The 19816-nt window shown below is 39.6% G+C and carries 17 protein-coding genes, 1 tRNA gene and 1 pseudogene; 7 read left to right on the top strand and 12 right to left on the bottom strand.

Going from position 1 to position 19816, the window contains the following annotated elements:
- Positions 1 to 198: 198 nt before the first annotated feature.
- A complete protein-coding gene (locus tag A5482_RS00465) occupies positions 199 to 1392 on the top strand; it encodes an IS630 family transposase (RefSeq protein WP_069790036.1) in 1194 nt (397 codons plus the stop codon).
- A gap of 68 nt (positions 1393 to 1460) precedes the next feature.
- On the opposite strand, the gene A5482_RS00460 is transcribed toward A5482_RS00465, so the two are convergent.
- The 3 genes from A5482_RS00460 to A5482_RS00450 form a co-directional block, all read right to left on the bottom strand.
- Positions 1461 to 1542 (bottom strand) — tRNA-Leu (locus A5482_RS00460).
- 338 nt (positions 1543 to 1880) lie between these two features.
- Positions 1881 to 3833, bottom strand: a complete 1953-nt coding sequence (locus tag A5482_RS00455; RefSeq protein WP_069790037.1) for a heavy metal translocating P-type ATPase — start codon at positions 3831 to 3833, stop codon at positions 1881 to 1883.
- 159 nt (positions 3834 to 3992) lie between these two features.
- Positions 3993 to 4628: a peroxiredoxin gene (locus A5482_RS00450; protein ID WP_069790038.1), complete on the bottom strand. Its 636-nt coding sequence runs from the start codon at positions 4626 to 4628 to the stop codon at positions 3993 to 3995.
- Between the two features lie 391 nt (positions 4629 to 5019).
- Between A5482_RS00450 and psbU the strand changes: the two genes are divergently transcribed.
- Complete coding sequence (psbU, locus tag A5482_RS00445; RefSeq protein ID WP_069790039.1) at positions 5020 to 5451, top strand: photosystem II complex extrinsic protein PsbU; 432 nt, start codon at positions 5020 to 5022, stop codon at positions 5449 to 5451.
- An 80-nt stretch (positions 5452 to 5531) separates the two neighbouring features.
- Here the strand turns inward: psbU and ppk1 are convergent, their stop codons facing one another.
- Positions 5532 to 7697, bottom strand: a complete 2166-nt coding sequence (gene ppk1, locus A5482_RS00440) for a polyphosphate kinase 1 (protein ID WP_069790040.1) — start codon at positions 7695 to 7697, stop codon at positions 5532 to 5534.
- Positions 7698 to 7973: 276 nt separating this feature from the next.
- On the bottom strand, positions 7974 to 8918 hold the full coding sequence (locus tag A5482_RS00435) for a Sll0314/Alr1548 family TPR repeat-containing protein (protein ID WP_069790153.1): 945 nt from the start codon (positions 8916 to 8918) through the stop codon (positions 7974 to 7976).
- Positions 8919 to 9011: 93 nt separating this feature from the next.
- Between A5482_RS00435 and A5482_RS00430 the strand changes: the two genes are divergently transcribed.
- Complete coding sequence (locus A5482_RS00430; RefSeq protein WP_069790041.1) at positions 9012 to 9689, top strand: ABC transporter ATP-binding protein; 678 nt, start codon at positions 9012 to 9014, stop codon at positions 9687 to 9689.
- Between the two features lie 60 nt (positions 9690 to 9749).
- On the opposite strand, the gene A5482_RS00425 is transcribed toward A5482_RS00430, so the two are convergent.
- Entirely contained in the window at positions 9750 to 9941 is a 192-nt protein-coding gene (locus tag A5482_RS00425) for a hypothetical protein (RefSeq protein ID WP_141712659.1), read from the bottom strand.
- A 107-nt stretch (positions 9942 to 10048) separates the two neighbouring features.
- Between A5482_RS00425 and A5482_RS00420 the strand changes: the two genes are divergently transcribed.
- The 3 genes from A5482_RS00420 to A5482_RS00410 all read left to right on the top strand — a co-directional run bounded on the left by A5482_RS00420 (position 10049) and on the right by A5482_RS00410 (position 13667).
- Complete coding sequence (locus A5482_RS00420) at positions 10049 to 12055, top strand: NAD(P)H-quinone oxidoreductase subunit 5 (RefSeq protein WP_069790042.1); 2007 nt, start codon at positions 10049 to 10051, stop codon at positions 12053 to 12055.
- A 170-nt stretch (positions 12056 to 12225) separates the two neighbouring features.
- The gene (locus tag A5482_RS00415) at positions 12226 to 12642 is read left to right on the top strand and encodes a hypothetical protein (RefSeq protein WP_069790043.1); all 417 of its coding nucleotides are present in this window, start codon (positions 12226 to 12228) and stop codon (positions 12640 to 12642) included.
- Between the two features lie 167 nt (positions 12643 to 12809).
- Entirely contained in the window at positions 12810 to 13667 is an 858-nt protein-coding gene (locus A5482_RS00410) for a carbonic anhydrase (protein ID WP_069790044.1), read from the top strand.
- Positions 13668 to 13739: 72 nt separating this feature from the next.
- Here A5482_RS00410 and A5482_RS00405 read toward each other — a convergent pair whose 3' ends face one another.
- From A5482_RS00405 to A5482_RS00380, 6 genes are all read right to left on the bottom strand, one after another.
- Positions 13740 to 14504, bottom strand: coding sequence for a hypothetical protein (locus A5482_RS00405; RefSeq protein ID WP_069790045.1), 765 nt, complete (start codon positions 14502 to 14504; stop codon positions 13740 to 13742).
- Positions 14505 to 14728: 224 nt separating this feature from the next.
- The gene (locus A5482_RS00400; RefSeq protein WP_069790154.1) at positions 14729 to 16747 is read right to left on the bottom strand and encodes a ribulose bisphosphate carboxylase small subunit; all 2019 of its coding nucleotides are present in this window, start codon (positions 16745 to 16747) and stop codon (positions 14729 to 14731) included.
- 125 nt (positions 16748 to 16872) lie between these two features.
- On the bottom strand, positions 16873 to 17181 hold the full coding sequence (locus tag A5482_RS00395) for a EutN/CcmL family microcompartment protein (protein WP_069790046.1): 309 nt from the start codon (positions 17179 to 17181) through the stop codon (positions 16873 to 16875).
- A 15-nt stretch (positions 17182 to 17196) separates the two neighbouring features.
- Complete coding sequence (locus tag A5482_RS00390) at positions 17197 to 17544, bottom strand: carbon dioxide-concentrating mechanism protein CcmK (protein WP_069790047.1); 348 nt, start codon at positions 17542 to 17544, stop codon at positions 17197 to 17199.
- Positions 17545 to 17603: 59 nt separating this feature from the next.
- Positions 17604 to 17915 carry a carbon dioxide-concentrating mechanism protein CcmK gene (locus tag A5482_RS00385; RefSeq protein WP_015221526.1) on the bottom strand — a complete coding sequence of 104 codons (312 nt, stop codon included), beginning with the start codon at positions 17913 to 17915 and terminating at the stop codon, positions 17604 to 17606.
- Positions 17916 to 17990: 75 nt separating this feature from the next.
- The gene (locus A5482_RS00380; protein WP_069790048.1) at positions 17991 to 18302 is read right to left on the bottom strand and encodes a carbon dioxide-concentrating mechanism protein CcmK; all 312 of its coding nucleotides are present in this window, start codon (positions 18300 to 18302) and stop codon (positions 17991 to 17993) included.
- Positions 18303 to 18855: 553 nt separating this feature from the next.
- Here A5482_RS00380 and A5482_RS00375 point away from each other — a divergent pair.
- Positions 18856 to 19734 (top strand): annotated as a pseudogene (locus tag A5482_RS00375) (DegT/DnrJ/EryC1/StrS family aminotransferase); the annotation flags it as partial.
- Positions 19735 to 19816: the final 82 nt, after the last annotated feature.

The raw sequence follows: 19816 nt of genomic DNA, 5'->3' as shown, positions 1-19816 counted from the left end.
ATTAGAAAATAACGAAAGCTCATCATAAAACATTGAACTGTCATGAGGATTTTGACCATCATATTTCCATTACAAAGTATATTCACGGGCAGACTAAGTAGCAGAGATTTTGATAATCAGGCTCCAAAATTGTTTGTTATACTAAATCCGAGAAATAGAATATACTATTAATAATAAAAATAATGTTAGATAAAATCAATGGCAAGAAAAGTACATTTAGCAGATTATTTGAGTAGAGAAGAATTAAAAGAAAAATATTTTTCCAGTAAAGATAATGTGGAATCAAGACGATGGCACTTATTGTGGAAAATATCTTGTGGATGGAGCGTAAAAAATAGTGCCTTAGCAGTAGGAATAAGTTATATTTACGCCAAACAAATAATTAAAAAGTATAACAATCAGGGAGAAAAAGGAATATTAAATGGTCGTAAAACAAGAAAAAAATATTTCGGTGGAAAAAAAAGCCTATTAACAGACCAGCAATTACAAAAATTAAAGTCAGAATTAGAATCGAAACCAGAAGATGGGGGACTTTGGACAGGACCCAAAGTAGCTCGTTGGATAGAAAAAGAAACAGGAAGAGAAAAAGTGTGGAATCAAAGGGGGTGGGACTATCTAAAAAAGTGCAGATACTCTTGGCAGAGTCCGAGACCAAAACATAGAAAAGGAGATGCCCAGGAACAACAAGAATTTAAGCACAATTTTAAAGAGAAAGTAAAAGCTCTTGAAGCCAAACATAGTGGAAAACAAGTAGATGTGTGGTTTTTTGATGAACACAGAGTAGGATTAAAACCAATTTTAAGGAAAGTGTGGGGGAAAATAGGAGAAAGACCAACTGCAATAGTCAATCATCGTTATGAGTGGTTATATATTTACGGTTTTGTGAAGCCAAAAACAGGAGAAACATTATGGTATTTGATACCAAGAGTAAATACACAATGGTTAAATTTAGTGTATGAAGCATTTGCCAAGGATGCTCTGGTAGACAATAAAAAAGTCTTGTTAGTAGAAGATAATGCCGGTTGGCATAGGAGTACATTTTCACGGGTTCCCGAAGGAATTGAAATAGAATATTTACCACCATACTCTCCAGAACTACAACCCGCTGAAAGATTGTGGAGTTTAGTAGATGAACCTTTAGTCAACCAATATTTTGAAAGTATAGAAGAAATCGAAGACATTCTTATCCAACGCAAACAAACGACTCTTGCCCGACTTGATAATATTTTTCCTCGTCCTAGCAAACCTATTTATCAAGGTAATCCAGACCTCTATTTGGGAGTAGCAATGGGTTTACAACAACCTGTTACCATTGCTTTCGTGGATGTTAGTCAAGAAAAAGTTATCCTGTATCGTAACATCAAACTGTTATCATGTCATTTAATTTGTTAAGACGACACTAATTTGTTAATGTACAACAAATGTGCACCAGATTATAAGAACTATTGGTAGTTTATTTATGCGGATGGCGAGACTCGAACTCGCAAGGCCGAAGCCACACGCCCCTCAAGCGTGCGCGTATACCAATTCCGCCACATCCGCAGGATACAATAATATATTATAGCATATCTGCTTTAAAAAATCCAGACAAATCTCTCGTAAAAAAATATATCCCTCTTTTGTCAGTCTCCGATAATCTTTGAAATTGCTAAACTCTAAAAGTCTTTCTCTATATGCGATCGCCCGATTATGTGTTACTTTAAAATAAAAGATGACTCAAAATCAAGAAAAGTAAATTGTAGTATATGTAATCTTTTGCTTATAAGGAGTTATGAAATTAATTAATAGTAAGAAAAAATGGAAAGTGACAAAAGAGGGCTATTCTCCGGCTAAACGAAAAACCATATTTAAAATTAGCAATGCCCTAAAGGGTTTATGTTTTATTCAGCGCACCTTAACCTCCACCAAGTCTTAAATTTAATAATTCTTCCTGCGTTAAAGATAGCAATTAAGGCCACTCCTACATCAGCAAAAATAGCTTCCCAAAGACTTGCTAATCCTACGGCTCCCAAAATGATAAATAATCCTTTAATACTTAGGGCGAAGCCAATATTTTGCCAGACGATTTGACGAGTTTTTTTGGCAATGGCGATCGCCTGAGAAACTTTAGAAGGCATATCTGCCATAATTACCACATCAGCAGTTTCAATGGCGGCATCGGAACCTAATGCACCCATAGCCATACCCACATCTGCCAAAGCGATGACGGGGGCATCATTAATACCATCCCCGATAAATGCTACTTTGGTTTTTTGTTTACTGGCTTGGTGTAAAATCTCCTCTAAAGCACTGACTTTATCTTCTGGTAATAATTGAGCTTGATAGTTAGTTATCCCCAACCTTTGAGCGATGGAGTTTGCCACTAATTGATTATCCCCTGTTAGCATCACCACTTCAATCCCTTGAGATTGTAAATGTTGCACCGCCATAATGGCATCGTCTTTTAACTGATCTGCTACGGTTATATAACCGACATATTCGTTATCAATGGCTGTATGTACCGTTGTACCTTGTAGGGTACAGACTTCTGGAGGATGGAAAATATTTTCTCGGTGGAGAAGGCGATCGCTTCCTACCAATATTGTTTTATTATCTATCTGGGCAATGACACCATGACCCGCAATTTCTTGATAGTTGCTAACGAAAATATCACTAACAATCTGATCATATTCTTCAACAATGGACTTAGCCACGGGATGATTAGACTGAGATTCAGCCATCGCAGTTAGTGCCAGTAATTGGTCTTTTGATAACCCATTATGAGTAACTATATCCGTCACTCGAAAATTTCCCTTCGTCAAAGTACCTGTTTTATCAAAAACAACGGTTTTCACTTGGGTTAAGGCATCTAGGAAAGTCGAGCCTTTTACCAAAATACCGTTTTTCGCCGCACTACCCACACCCCCGAAATATCCCAAGGGAATACTAATAACTAAACCACAAGGACAGGAAATAATCAATAAAATTAAAGCTCGATAAATCCATAGTGGCTGGGTTTGACTGCCAAAAATCAGGGGGGGAATAATTGCCACTCCAAGGGATAAAAACACCACTACAGGGGTATAGTATCGAGCAAACGTACTAATAAATTTTTCGGTTTCTGCTTTCTTTCCTTGAGCATTTTCGACTAAATCCAATATCTTAGCAATGGAAGATTCGGCGAAGGGTTTTGTGACTTTGACCGTTAATGTACCTGATTGATTAATGGAACCTGCTAGAATAAAGTCTCCTTCTTTAACTATTTGAGGAATGGATTCTCCCGTTAAGGCGGAGGTATCAATTTGAGAGCTACCATTAATGATTTTTCCATCAAGGGGTATTTTCTCCCCTGCTTTGATGATGATAATATCTCCTATATTTACATTTTCTGGGGAGACTATTTCAATACCTGTATTTGTTTTTAGGGTAGCTTGATCAGGGCGAATTTCTAATAAAGATTTGATGGAGTTGCGCGATTTTCCTACGGCGTAGTCTTGAAATGTTTCACCGATTTGATAAAATAACATTACTGCCACTGCTTCTGGTATTTTGTGAAGGGCGATCGCACTGAGACTCGCTACCGTCATGAGGAAGTTTTCATCAAAGATTCTTCCCTTTAATATATTTTTTCCTGCACGAGTGATAACACCCCAGCCACTGAGAAGATAAGCTGTAAGTAAAACCACATATTCCCCCACAAAGTAAGGGGTGTCGTGAAGTTCATCATAAAATACTAAACCGATAAAAAATAAAACTCCAGAAATGACCATTGGTATGGAATCTTTTTTCCAATCAAATTCTTTGCCTTGATCTTGATTTTTATCATCCTGTGAGCAACCGCAATTTGTTCCCATAATATTTTAATCTGAATACATGAGCATTAATTCAATAATATATAGAAATTGGTGGAAAAAATAAAAGATAAAAGCGAAGTTACCAAGAAATAGTGAGAAAAAAAATAGGGACGTAATATATAATTACATCCCTTCCCTCGTCGTGAAAATACCCACTAATTATTTGTTAGGCTGGGGAGTCATGCGTAAATAGGGTTTGATTTCGGTAACACCTTTAGGAAACTTCTGTTTAGCTTCTTCGGTGGGGATAGAGGGTACAACTACACAATCATCACCATCTTGCCAGTTGGCAGGGGTTGCCACTTGGTGATAGTCGGTTAATTGTAGAGAGTCGATAACTCTTAAAATTTCGTCAAAGTTACGTCCTGTACTAGCAGGGTAAGTGATGGTTAATCTTAACTTTTTGTTAGGGTCGATGATAAATACACTTCTAACGGTTAAGTTGTTTAAAGATTTAGGGTGAATCATGCCGTATAAATCGGCTACGGTGCGATCGCCATCAGCCAAGATAGGATAATTAACGGTGGTATTTTGAGTTTCGTTAATATCACCAATCCATCCCTTATGGGATTCCACATCGTCCACACTAAGGGCGATGGTTTTTACGTTGCGTTTTTGGAACTCAGATTGTAAACTAGCCACAGTACCTAGTTCAGTGGTACATACAGGAGTATAATCGGCGGGATGAGAAAAAAGAATTACCCAACTATCTCCAGCCCAATCATAAAAATTAATTTCTCCCTCGCTAGAGGCTTGAGTAAAGTTAGGAACGGTATCCCCTAATTGTAATGTCATATAAAATTTTTCCTACAAACTAAAACAAAGATAAATTAATACATCCCCATACTAGAGGCAATAATCGAAACTGTTTCATATTTTACAATTATTCACGAAAGTACCGAAAGATTATTTAATTCATCTTTACAAATCTTTACCAAACCTTTAAGTATGAGGGGTATTTCACTGATAAAATCAAAATTAACTCATAGCAATCTTACCCAAAATATAGCATTATTATTCAATGCTAGGGATTAGAGATTAAAAATAAAAATGAGCAAAAAAAGCCACCATAAGATGGCAGAATTGTTCATTGATAACTGGTCGAGGTAGTAATCCTAGACGAGGGAAAATCACAAAATCTCAAGTACATATTAAAAAATTATCTTAAATTTGGAGGTTCATTTTCATGAAACTATGGCAAAGTATTACCGCATATTTTAGTGTTCTTGTGGTTGGTTGTGCCTTATTATTTGCTCAACCTGCTCAAGCACATACTTTTAATGCTATTAGTCAATTAAGCCCCCGTATCGTAGCTGCTGTAGAAGGCGATCGCCGTAACGCCGCCGATGAATTATTAACCACTGAATTTGGTCAAAAAATTGATGTTAATAATAGTGACATCCGAGACTTTCGTGAACTAAGAGGATTTTATCCTAAATTAGCCAGTATGATCATTCAAAATGCCCCTTACGAAGAAGTAGGAGATGTTTTAGACATTCCAGGCCTAAGTGAGAGACAAAAAGAAAGATTACAAGCTAACATCGATAAATTCAGCGCCACCCCCCCTGCTTCAGTATTCAACGAAGGTGACGAACGCTATAACGCCGGTGTTTATTAAATAGGCTTTTTATTTCAAATAAATTGGTGGGCAATGCCCACCTTTTTTGTGTTTACAACCATTGCAAACTGATAACTAAGTTATCCATTTTGTGCCATATCCATCAAAATTTGATGGGTACTATGTTCAATTTCTCCTTCTTTGGGGCGACGTTGAATATAACTGCCATCGGTTTGTAATTCCCAACTTTGGCGATTATCCGAAAGCATAAGCCCTAATAATTCCTCCAATTGTTTCATCAATTTTGGTTCCTCAACAGGAGTAATAGCCTCTACTCTCCGAGATAAATTTCTGGTCATCCAATCGGCACTACCGATATAGATTTCCTCCTCACCGTTGTTATGGAAATAAAAGATACGAGAGTGTTCTAAAAATCGACCGATAATACTAATAACTTTAATATTTTCGCTCACCCCTTCGATGCCTGGCCGTAAACAACAAATACCCCGAATGATCAAATCTATCTTTACCCCCGCTTGGGAAGCCTGATAAAGCGCTTCGATAACAGCCACATCCACCAAAGAATTCATCTTTGCCACAATTCTACCCGTGCCACCATCACGACAATGATTTGCTTCCCTTTCAATCATGGCAATCATGCGATCGCGCATAGTCACAGGAGCAACTAGCAACTTACGGAAAGCCTTTTGCTTAGAATAACCTGTCAAATAGTTAAACAAATCAGTCAAATCAGCACCCAAATCTTCCCGACAACTAAATAAACCAATGTCAGTATAGAGTTTTGCCGTTTTTGGATTATAATTGCCCGTGCCAATGTGAACATAACGACGAATTTTATCCTCATCCTTGCGCACCACTAGCACAATCTTAGTATGGGTTTTTAAACCTACTAACCCGTAAACCACATGGACACCAGCCTTCTCCAACTTCCTTGCCCAGAGAATATTATTTTCCTCATCAAAACGAGCCTTTAACTCCACCAAAGCCACTACCTGTTTACCATTTTCCGCCGCCTCAATGAGAGCCTTAATGATAGGAGAATCCCCCGAAGTACGATAAAGAGTCATCTTAATGGCCATCACATCTGGATCATGGGCAGACTGGGTAATAAACTCCTGCACTGTGGAAGAAAAAGAATGATAAGGGTGATGTACCATCAAATCGGACTTGCGAATCATGGCAAAAAATTCAGGGCTGATATGCTCATCTCTATCATCGTCTTGATCTAAAAGTAACTCTTGGAAATGATCAAACGGAGGGGGTACTACAGCACTCCAGCGATTATCTTTTAATTCTGGTAAAGGAAATCCTGTGAGGGCAAACAAATCATTTAAACCCAATAAACCTTCAATTTCATACACATCAATGGGCTGTAAATTTAGCCCCTGCATCAGCATTTTTTTGATGTTACTAGGCATAGAAGCATGAACTTCTAACCTAACGGGAGAACCTGCAAAACGTCTTTTTCTCAACTCCTGTTGAATGGCCAACAATAAATCATCGGCTTCATCTTCCTGTACTCCTAAGTCCGCATCACGGGTAAGACGGAAATTATGGTACTCTTGCACATCCATCCCGGGGAAAAGGGATTCTAAATTGTGGGCAATTACTTGTTCTAGGGGTACTCCTACCCACAGTAGGTTATCATGATTTTCCTCTCCCACTTGTCTGAGATGGTCGGGGAAAGCTACAAAACGGGGTAAGGATTTAGGTACTTTTACCCTAGCAAACAATTGCGCCCCTGTGTCGGGATTTCTAACTAATACGGCTAAGTTTAAACTCAGGTTAGAAATATGGGGAAAAGGGTGACTAGGATCAACGGCGAGGGGGGTAAGAACGGGAAATATGTTACTTTCGTAGTAGTCGTGTAAGTATTTTCTTTGTTCTTGGTTGAGATCGACAAAATTGATTAGGTGAATGCCATGGTGGACTAATTCTTTTTTTAAATTGTATTCAAAATTGGCTACCTGTTCTTGGACCACGGGACGCAAATATTTTTGGATATTCTCCATTTGCTCTATGGGGGTGGAGCCGTCAAAGGTTTTTTTGGTTACTTCCGCTTCTATTTGTCGTTTGATAGCTGCAACCCTAACCATGAAAAATTCATCTAAGTTGGCACTGAAAATGGCGGTGAATTTTAGTCTTTCTAGTAATAAAGTTCTTTCGTCTAGGGCTTCGTGTAGGACTCTGCGATTAAATTCTAGCCAACTTAGTTCTCTATTGAAATAGTATTTACTATCTCTAAGATCGATTTTTGTCTCTCTCATGGTTTCTGTTTCTGTCATGGTAGTTTCTATATACTTTGTTATGGGTTACTGCGGAGTAACTTTATATACTGATTGTTATAGTCTCTACTCATCATATCTTGATCAATAATTCTTCAGGTTATGATCTGATTAAGGGAAAATTGATTCCAAAGAAAAACCTCCGGGCGTCTTTCCATGTTTCGACTCCGAAGGCTTTTCATATTTAACTCCTCACTTGAATACTATTAAAATCCATTTAGGAACAACGGGAGATAACCTTGTGACACTTTCTTAACTGTCACAGGGTCTGGAGGATTATTGGCTGATTCCTTTGAACTGAGCGAGGGCTTCAATGGTACTGGTGCGATCGCGCCTTAAAGGTTCTTGAGTAGCACCCACGGGCATTTGATCGATCTTGGCCATGGCAATGTCGAAACTTTTGAGGGCTTCTTCGAGGGCTTCCACGTTATTATCTCGCATACCTTTTTCCCGTAAAATTTGACCACGGAGGTAATGAATTTCGGGATTATTGGGGGTACTTTCCACCGCTTTATTAGCGAAAGTAAGAGCTTGATCAAAGTCTTTTAAGTCTCTATAGGCGATGGCAATACCCCTGTCCACTAAATATTGAGGACTGCCAAACTGTTGTAACTGACTAATGGCTTGGGAGGGGCTAGAAAAAGGAAGATTTACTGCCAAAATTAAATTAAAATAACCCTTAATCAAATTTAACTCAGGGTCATTACTATCAATTTTTTCCGCCTGTTCAAAATAGCGAAACACCGACTGTAACTGACCGATAGCCGCCATGGGTCCACTAACCTCGAACTTGTGAGCCCCTTGAAGAAAATTACCCACTGCTAGATAAATATTACTTCTGAGAGGATCTCCAAAGGCGATCGCCCTTGCCACTCTTACGGTTTCATCGGCGTAGGATTTCATCGTAGCCCAGTCTTCCTCGGTATAAGCCAAAGATGCCCGTAAAGCAGGAACTAAAGGATCATTGGTTTCCGATTGTTTCGCCTCATCCAATAATCTTTTGGCACGGGGATAATTACCCTCCTCGAAAAGAGCCTTAAAAGCCTGTTCCGTTTTATCTCCTATTTCACGGGGATTAGTGGTTCTAAAAGGATCTGCGGCCAAACTAGCACCCACAGAAAATCCCCAAGATAACATCGAAAGGGCGATCGTAGAGAAAATAAAAGCCCCTTGACGACGAACCCCAAAAAGAGAAAAAAACTTATTACTCTTATTTTGCATGATCAAAATACTGCCTCTTGAAGGAAAAATGTTAACAATACCTTTAGCACTTATCATAAAAGGTAAATATTGCTTATGATTGTAGCCTAAACTATGCTTTCCTTAAAAAATGTCGGTTATCACCCTGCCGCCACCCCTAGTCCTATCATTGAAAATATTAACTTCAACCTCGAACCCCAAAAACTAGGATTAATAGTTGGCAAAAGTGGCTCAGGCAAAACCACCCTTCTCGAAATCTTAGCTGGATTAGCCGAAAACACCAGCGGAAAAATTTTTTGGGAAGAAGAAGAAATCACCTCCGTCGAACTGCAACAACTAAGCGGATTAGTATTTCAATTCCCCGAAAGGCATTTTTGTGGCTCTAACGTATTAGAAGAATTACGCCTCGGACATCCCGAATTAAGCGCCATCAGGGTAAAAGAAGCCCTCACAGAAGTAGGTTTAGGACATCTAAGCTATGAAACCCCACCCCATGCCCTCAGTGGTGGACAACAAAGACGGTTATCCCTTGCCGTGCAACTGATTCGCCAACCCAGTATCCTATTACTAGATGAGCCTACAGCGGGATTAGATTGGTTAATGCGCGATCAATTAGTAAATCTTTTGAGTAAATTAAAACAACATTGGACACTTTTGGTCGTTACCCATGATGCTAGTGATTTACTCTCCATTGCCGACTACTGTTGGCGCATTGAGGCAGGAAACATTGAAGCGGTTTCGCCCTCTGATTTTACCGTTAAACCACAACTCCAAATGGATTTCCATAGATAATCCATACACTATCTCGATGAGCATATTCTATGAGTAGTGTCTTTACCTTTGCGATCGCCCTTACCTGAATATTACAGTAATCAATTTACCAATACAGTCTCGAATTTGATCAGCATTAACAGCATTACGATAAACTTTTAACAAGCAGGTGGTTTGTGCCAACTTACCTAATAATCCTAGTGTATCTGGTGGGGTTGGTACGGGTTTCGTGGGAGTGAATAACACATCAATCTCCCTTTTTTCACTCATCATGGGGAAATTGAGACATCGTTTAGAACGAAATAAAATCTTAGTTGATCATTGACAGTAATGATATGTCACAATGATAGCGTTATGGATAAATCAAATAAATAATCCACATGGACAGTTTAAAATTATATGAATATGCTTGGTTAGTGCCAACTTTACCCCTACTCTCTGCAATGATAGTGGGTATTGGCTTAATCTCTTTTAACCAAGCCACTAATAAATTAAGACAGGTTAATTCAATCTTTATTATCTCCACATTGGGAGCTTGTTTAACCCTTTCTGTGGCTCTGTTTTGGAGTCAGTGGCAAGGAGCAGAACCCTACACAAAAATGATTGAATGGGCATCAGCGGGAGATTTTTCCCTGAGTATGGGTTACACTATCGATCACCTTAGCTCATTGATGCTGGTTATCGTTACCACCGTGGCACTATTGGTGATGATTTACACCGATGGTTACATGGCTCACGATGAAGGTTATGTGCGTTTTTATGCCTATCTGAGCATCTTTAGTGCTTCGATGTTGGGTTTAGTAGTTAGCCCCAACCTAGTGCAAGTGTATATCTTCTGGGAATTGGTGGGAATGTGTTCTTATCTACTCATCGGTTTTTGGTACGATCGCAAAGCAGCCGCTGATGCTTGTCAAAAGGCTTTTGTTACCAACCGTGTGGGAGACTTCGGCTTATTACTGGGAATGCTCGGTTTATATTGGGCTACGGGTAGCTTCGACTTTGGCGAAATGGGCATTAGGCTTCATGAATCGGTTGTTTCAGGAGAACTTGCTGGATGGTTAGCGGCGTTATTGGCGGTTTTGGTCTTTTTAGGTCCGGTGGCAAAATCAGCCCAGTTCCCTCTCCATGTATGGCTTCCTGATGCTATGGAAGGCCCTACTCCTATATCTGCCCTTATTCATGCGGCTACCATGGTGGCCGCTGGGGTATTTTTGATCGCTAGGATGTACCCTGTATTTGAGCCGATTCCTGTGGCTATGGATTTGGTATCTTGGGTGGGTTGTTTTACTGCCCTCTTGGGTGCCACCATTGCCTTAACTCAAAATGACATTAAAAAGGGTTTGGCTTACTCTACCATTTCCCAGTTGGGTTATATGGTAATGGCTATGGGTATCGGTGCTTATAGTGCTGGTTTGTTCCATTTAATGACCCATGCTTATTTTAAAGCCATGTTGTTCCTCTGTTCTGGTTCCGTGATTCACGGCATGGAGGAAGTGGTAGGACATGAGCCTGTGTTGGCACAGGATATGCGTTTGATGGGTAATTTACGCAAATATATGCCCATTACCTCTAGTTGTTTCTTGATTGGTACTTTGGCCATTTGTGGTATTCCTCCTTTTGCTGGATTTTGGTCGAAGGATGAAATTTTAGGTTTGGCTTTTGAGGCAAATCCTGCTCTATGGTTAATCGGCTGGTTAACTGCTGGTTTGACCGCTTTTTATATGTTCCGTATGTATTTCATGACCTTTGAGGGTGACTTTAGAGGTAAGGATCATAAAATGCAAGAGGAGTTGTTGACGGCGGCGAATATTATTCCCACTGATGAAGGACATCATGGAGAAAAACCCCACGAATCTCCTCTAACCATGACTTTTCCTTTGATGATGTTGGCTATTCCTTCTGTGTTGGTTGGTTTCTTGGGAATGCCTTGGAATAATCGTTTTGAGGAATTTATTGCTTCTCCTAATGAGGCGGTGACGGAAGTTGCTCACCATTTTGATTTGACTGAGTTTCTCATCATGGCTGGTAATTCTGTGGGCATTGCTTTGATAGGGATTACTCTTGCTTCTTTGATGTATAGTAGTAAGAAAATTGACCCCAGTGCGATCGCCTCTAAGTTCCCCACTTTATACCAATTTTCCCTTAATAAATGGTACTTTGACGAATTTTATGACAGTGTTTTTGTTAAAGGATGTCGCCGTATCGCTCGGGGCATCATGGAGGTTGATTACAAAGTGGTAGATGGTGCAGTTAACCTAACGGGTTTATTTACCATCGTCAGTGGTGAAGGCTTGAAATATCTGGAAAATGGACGAGCGCAATTTTATGCCCTCATTGTTTTTGGTGCTGTATTGAGCTTTGTTATTGCTTTTAGTGTCATTGGTTAAACACTACGACAATTCAAATTAATATTAGGGGTGCAACTATGTTGCACCTTTTTTTGTGGCATTTTGTTCTGTTACATTTAGAGAATTTAATTTGAAGACAAAGATAGATATAGGCAAAACTATAAAAACATCTAAAATAGTCTCATTAATTACTAATATCTACTTTGATTATGATGAATGCAATCAAGAAAATATTAATTGGTTTTTTTCTGATCATCGGTTTACCCATAACTTCCTTAGCTCTTTTTCAAATAATTGATAGTAATACCGCTCAAGATGACAGAGAAGGGGCGATCGCAGCTTTCTTTATTCTCGGTTTACCTCCCACAGGTATCGCTACTTACTTAATCTTGGACTTAAAACATAATAAAAGAAACAATGTTGACAAAAATAAAATTGATAAAGAACAAATATTCTTGCAGATACTAGCAGAAAATGAAGGAGAAATAACTGTACTAAAATTTGCTCTACAAGCTCAATTACCCGTAGAAAAAGCCAAAGAATATTTAGATAATAAAGCTCAAGAGTTGGATGGTGATTTTTCAGTAAATGATCAGGCAGGAATAGTTTATAAATTCTATATTTAAAACATTTTTTTTGTTAGATAACCTTATTTATTAACTTCTCCTAAAATAAGTAATATTTATCACTATCCCAAGGAGACGTAAATTGTTCATGTACCCTTGGTAAGGTATAATCGGACACGGTCATCAGAACGAGATAAAAGACACGAGAGCATAGCTAAAGAGAAACCATGAAAAAGCTGATCGAAGGACTACACCGCTTCCATGCTGGTTATTTTGAAAGCCACAAAGAATTATTTGAAAAACTTTCCCAAGGACAACATCCCCGTATCCTCTTTATCACTTGTTCTGATTCTCGTATTGACCCCAATCTTATCACCCAAGCCAATGTAGGTGACTTGTTTGTAATTCGTAACGCAGGAAATATAGTGCCGCCCTACGGTGCTACCAATGGAGGAGAAGGGGCATCCATTGAATATGCCATCACCGCCCTTGGTATTGAGCATATAATCGTTTGTGGTCATTCCCATTGTGGAGCGATGAAGGGTTTGTTAAAAATGTCTAAGCTAGAAGACCAAATGCCTTTGGTTTATGAATGGTTAAAACAGGCAGAAGCTACCCGTCGTCTTCTCAAGGATAATTATGGAGATCTTTCCGATGAAGAAGTTTTACCCATTGCGATCGCCGAAAATGTCCTCACTCAACTAGAAAATTTAGCCACTTATCCTGTCATCAGAAGTAAACTATATCAAGGTAAATTAGCACTTCATGCTTGGGTGTATAACATTGAATCTGGAGATGTCCTCGCTTATGATCCCCTTAGCCATGATTTTGTTGATTTAGAAACTAGAAACGCTCCCCCTGAATTTATATATGATCTAAAACCCACTAATTATTATCGTAAGGTATCTGGCAATCTTGCGGATAAAACTGATAATTCTCATGGCAGTCAAAATACTCCCAAATCCTCACCAATGAGCAAACAATTACAAGAAACCAATAAGATTAACACTGTCGCAGAAAACTATCCTCGCTCTAATCGTCTTTCTGCCGAACAAGCCGAGCGTATTTATAAAGGCTCTTATTAGTAATTGATAATGGGATATAGGTAAAAATTGGGGCATTTAAGTAAGAGTGAAAAACGCTCTAGCCCTTTGTTTTTAAGTGTGTTGAGGGGGTATATTTTTTTCAGGAAATAGGGTGACAAATAGTCTATTGATATAAACTTTTCCTGCGACTTCTTGGGAGTCTGATTTCACTATACCCCAAGGATCGTCATCTGTTCTGGTGGGTTGTTGATTTTCTTCTTTATTGGGACTATCTTCAGGGCTTTCTTGGTTATCTTGACTATCTGGGGAAGTGTTATTATCTATTTGATTTTGGGGCGTTGGAATAGATGGTATTTTGTTTCTATATTTGTTGAGATGCTCTTGTTGTTTCATGGCATCGGTTTTGGCTTTGTCTGATTCTTGATTATCTTCTGGAGTGGTGATAATTTCTGGATTTTCCTCTAATATATCTTCTGAAGGGATAGAGGATTCGGGAATAGTCTCACTTTCTATGGTAACAGTCCTGGAGCGATCGCCCTTAACCATACCAGAAGGAATCACGCTCAAAGGCTCAATATCTGTATTATAAATCGTTACTGCCGAACCGATAGAAACTTGATTACCGATGATACATTGCCCAAAAATAAGACAACCAGCCCCCAAAATAGCATTGGCTTTAATTTCGATGATAGCGTCAGGAAAAGCAGTAATAATGGAACCCATGCCCAAACACACACCCCCATGGATGACGATTTTTGCCCCATCAGGAGCATTTATGATCACACCATCAGCAATTACCGCACTATCATCGATGGTGACATCGCCTCTGATTTGAATATTTTTAACGGTGCTTGGTTGCAGAATGGGTAATGACATTCGAGCTAATTTATTTTTTTAACTTGGAAAGATGAGATATAAAAGGTATTAATTAATAATTAATATATATTAAAATAGACTAAAAGAATAATCTTTTTGATAAAAACTAAATTTAAATTTATTTTATTTGTTGCCTAAAAATAGCTTTTAAAAATTAAAAATTGATTTTATCCCCCTCATTTATTATCAACTCATGAGCAATAATTGAGAGGGGAAAATAAAAACTACGGGCGCTGGATAATAGCTTCCGCTACACGTTTTCTGGCATCGGTATCAATACCAATCATGCGGACATATTCGCCGTCATGGTCTTGAAGACAACCTTCTAAAGCTCTGATAACCTCAGATTCGTTGGTGCTATCGATGGGAGAACAACTCTGCCAAGATTTAGCCTTGAAACGGCGCACGGTGGCGTGTTCAGTACCAATTTTATAACCTTGGGATAAGAGCGATCGCAACTGTTTGAGTACATCATCCCCTAAACGGCTACTAACGGTATGACCATTACGACCATTAGTAGAAGCCACCGCAGCAGGGGGACGACTGGCACCATTAGCACTAGGAGCGGTTCTTACGGTGTGAGGCTCTGGGGTGTCCCCGGGGCGCTGAATCATCATTTCCAACACACGACGTTTCGCTTCGGCGTCAATACCAATCATGCGAACATATTCCCCAGCATGATCTTTCATACAACCCTCTAGGGCAGTGAGAACATCCCTCTCATTGGTAACTTTGATCGGGGAACAACTCTTCCAAGATTTAGCCTTAAAGTGACGTATATCAGCGTGTTCGGTACCAATCTGATAACCCTGACTCAACAAAGAGCGCACCTGTTGCACCGCATCGGCACTGAGGCTACTGCTCACAGAGCCACCACCATTACTGCTGGGGGTATAGCTACCACCGCCACCATTACTACTCACAGAAGCGGACTCCCCGGGGCGCTGGATGATGGTTTGGGATACTCGTTTTTTGGCTTGAGGATCAACCCCAATAACACGGACATACTCCCCATCAAACTCTTTGAGATAACCCTGTAAGGTTTTGACCGCCTCATTCACAGAATTGGTGGTGATACTAGGAGCAGTAATCCAAGATTTCGCCTTGAAGCGACGAATATCTGCATGTTCTACCCCAATATTGAAACCGCCTTGTATGAGCGATCGCACTTCTCCACTAATGTCAGTACCATTGGCCGCCATCACAGAAGTACCACCGCCATTACTACTAGCCTGAGCCACCGCAGGAGCCACAGAAGTAGTATTTAAGCGAGAAGGTTGTCCTGGAGTATCATCAGGGCGCTGAATGATGATTTCTGCCACCCTTGCTTTCGCCTGAGTATCCACCCCAATTAAACGAACATATTCCCCTTGGTGTTCATTCAAAAAACCTTCTAATTGTGCCAATACTTGGGCTTCTTGAGACGCATTATTAAGAGAACCAGTCAACCAAGACTTAGTTCTAAAACGACGTACACTAGCATACTCCACCCCAATTTTATAACCCTGTCTGAGCAGAGAACGAACTTGATTTACTATATCTGTATTTAAACTCATATTAGTTACTGATTGATAACTATTACTATCTTGATTATTATTATGATTAGACGAAACAGAGACACCCTCAGTGCGGAAACTTGCTATACAAGCATCGTTTTCAGCACAAAGATAACCCTGTGCCAAAGCCTCATTGATATTAACCACATGAGATGCAAACTCCTTGTCTTCAGGTTGAACATCAGGAAGACGATCAGCTTGTTGTTGATTAGTAATAATTGACCCCGAAGGAATATACTTTCCTGGGGGAATCTCCACATCCTGAATCAGTACGTGCATCATTACGATACAACCATCACCCACTCTGGCATTAAAAATTGTGGAACGAAAACCGATAAAACAATTATTACCCACATAGGCAGGTCCATGAATTAAACATAAATGAGTAATACAAGTTTCCTTACCAATCCAAACTGAATAGTCTTTGCTATCCTCACCCCTGACCCGACCTTTTTCCAAACCATGAATTACCACCCCATCTTGAATATTGCTATCATCACCAATATAAAAGGGTGTACCTTCATCCGCACGAATAGAAGTACCGGGTGCCACCATCACATGGGAACCCACCGTCACATCACCGATTAGATTAGAAAAAGAGTGAACATAGGCAGTTTCATCTACCCTCGGCTCAGTCAAATTCTTTGACCAAGGAGTAGGGGGCGCTGCCATTCTAGGGACGCGCATGAAAACCTCCATTTTTTATACTACGAACTGTTATGAAAGGACAAAAGAGGTTAACAAGTCCCCTGTTATTCTTCGTTAGTCTCCTTGTCCTCGTGGTGTTGAGAAAGGAAAAAGGCAGTAGATTATTAATACATTCTCTCCTCATCTTTTTTGCTATAGAGCGTTCCTGATGCGACTGTAACTGTATCAATAATGCCCACTACCATGGCATCGACAGGACGATTTTCTTGCCCCGATTCCTTTCTTGCCGCACTGCCCCTAGTTAGTAAAACCCACTCATGAATCCCCGCACCAACGGTATCCCCTGCTACCTCATAGGTAGGAAGAAGATTACCCTCAGCGTCCACTAACTGAACCAAGAGGAGCTTTACCCCAGTCAAATTCCTTGACTTAAGATTACTAACGACCGTACCGCATACTTGAGCTATTTGCACTTGATTAACCTAAAATTATGGTCTTCTGTTGCCGCCTAAAGGACGGGGATTGATGCTTTCTCTGAACTGCTCAACTTCTTCGGTATAACGAATAGGTAATACATATTCGAGGTTTTCATGGGGACGCGCAATGATGTGGTGAGATAATACCTGACCACCATTTACTCTTTTTACATTGTCAATACCTGCGGAAATTGACGCTTGTACTTCGGATACATCTCCTCTGACGATAACAGTCACACGACCACTACCAATTTTTTCATAACCCACAAGGGTTACACGGGCGGCTTTCACCATGGCATCGGCGGCTTCAACCACTGCTGGAAACCCTAGGGTTTCAATCATTCCTACTGCAATTGACATAATCGTTACTTTTTGTTGTTTTGACTGACACTATGATGTTTGTAGGTAGCTATTAAAAATTAATAACTACGGAATTGTTCTACTTCTTCGGTGTAACGGATAGGTAAAACGTATTCGAGGTTTTCGTGGGGACGCGCAATAATATGAGTAGAAAGCACTTGACCGCCGTTTACTCTGTTTGCACCCTCGATACCTGCAGCGATGGAGGCTTGAACTTCGGATACGTCTCCTCTAACGATAACAGTGACACGACCGCTACCGATTTTTTCATAACCTACGAGGGTTACACGGGCGGCTTTTACCATGGAGTCAGCGGCTTCTACTACTGCTGGGAAACCTAGGGTTTCGATCATTCCTACTGCAATTGACATAATTAATAGTTCCTATGTTGTATGAATTTAAGTTAAAACTACTTATTTTTTTGGTAGTTGAATTAAGGTTTTTCTTTAATAGCTACGGAATTGCTCTACTTCTTCGGTATAGCGAATGGGTAAAACGTATTCGAGGTTTTCGTGGGGACGAGCGATAATGTGGGTAGAAAGTACTTCTCCACCGTTGACACCATTGGCTCTTTCAATCCCGGCGGCAATAGATGCCTGTACTTCTGATACGTCTCCTCTGATAATGACGGTTACACGACCACTACCGATTTTTTCATAACCCACAAGGGTTACACGAGCGGCTTTCACCATGGCATCAGCGGCTTCTACCACTGCTGGAAACCCTAGGGTTTCAATCATTCCTACTGCAATTGACATTTTTGGTTTTTGTTATCTCCTAATTCTGTATGTTGTTAAAATTACCATTAAAATAGGACTTTTGTACTACTTTGTTTGACAGTTTAGCCCTTTCTGTGGGAAAACAATCTAGTTGAGCAAAAAAAACTAAGGATGTTTAATTTTTTTTGTTTGATAATTCTACTTTGATGTCAGAATTTTAATTTTTATCTAACATAAGCATAAACAAGGGTGGTACGTTTGACAAGATAAAGGATGATGATATTTATTAATCTTTTCCTTAATGATTTTTAATGACTCTTAATTTTTCTGATGAAATCTTGACTTTTTCCTCTACAGGATAATCTAGGGTTACAATTTAACGAAAGTCTTGAAAAAGTTTGACTTTATTTAGGTATATATAAATAAACTTTTGTTACGATACTGTTGTTTTTTAGATGATGTGTGGTAATAAGTTCTGCTATTTTTGTATCAATGTTTATGGGGCAAGAATAAATGTTAATTTATCGGTTTCTCCGCAAGTAATATCTTTTAGTATTAATGATCAATTAATGAAAATATTTTAATGGGCTTCATGGATAGTATAAATATTCCCTTTGTTGATTTGTCTTGGCAAAATGAACCTTTGATGGGGCAAATTAATGCAAGTATTCGGGATGTGATGGGACGAGGGGATTTTATTTTGGGTAAGGAGGTAAGGGAGTTTGAGGCTAGTTTTGCGCAGGCTTGCGGTGTAGGCTACGGCATTGGGGTTGGTAGTGGTACAGATGCGATCGCCCTTGGACTCAGAGCTTGTGGTATCATGGAGGGAGATGAGATACTTGTTCCAGCTAATACCTTCATCGCTACGGTTATCGGGGTAATCTTGGCAGGGGCAAAACCTGTCTTCGTAGATTGTGATATTAACACCGCCCTCATGGATTTAGAATGGGCGCAAAAAGCCGTTACCAAGAAAACAAAAGCTATATTACCAGTGCATTTGTATGGGCAGATGGTATCACCCCAAAAATTACAAGACTTTGCCCAGAGTAATAATTTAATCATCTTTGAAGATAGCGCCCAAGCCCATCTTGCCCAACGGGAAGCAAAAACCGCAGGAAGTCTTGGTATCGCCAGTGCTTTTAGTTTTTATCCTAGTAAAAATTTAGGGGCTTTTGGTAATGGGGGCATGGTGGTTACTGATAACGAAGAAATTGTCCAAAAAGTACGCAGTCTTAGAAATTATGGTGCGCCTAAAAAATATTATCACACGGAATTTGGTACCAATAGCCGTTTAAATACTGTGCAGGGGGCAGTATTAAAAATTAAATTACCCCATTTACAAAAATGGAATGATTGGCGCAATCAAGCGGGGGCAAAATATGATCAACTTTTACAACCCTTGGCGCAATATGGCATCACTCCCATTAAAAATGTGGTGGGTAAAGGGCATATTTATCATCTTTATGTTATTAATAGAGTTGTTGCGAAATAGTAGGAGATAGCTTTAATGTTGAATATTAAATAAAGTTAATGGGATTTTTCTTATTCCTGAT

Origin of the sequence: Cyanobacterium sp. IPPAS B-1200 (assembly GCF_001747005.2) — a bacterium.
Lineage (GTDB): Bacteria > Cyanobacteriota > Cyanobacteriia > Cyanobacteriales > Cyanobacteriaceae > Cyanobacterium.
Note: the sequence above shows the minus strand (reverse complement) of the source record. Positions and strands in the feature narration are given on the sequence as shown.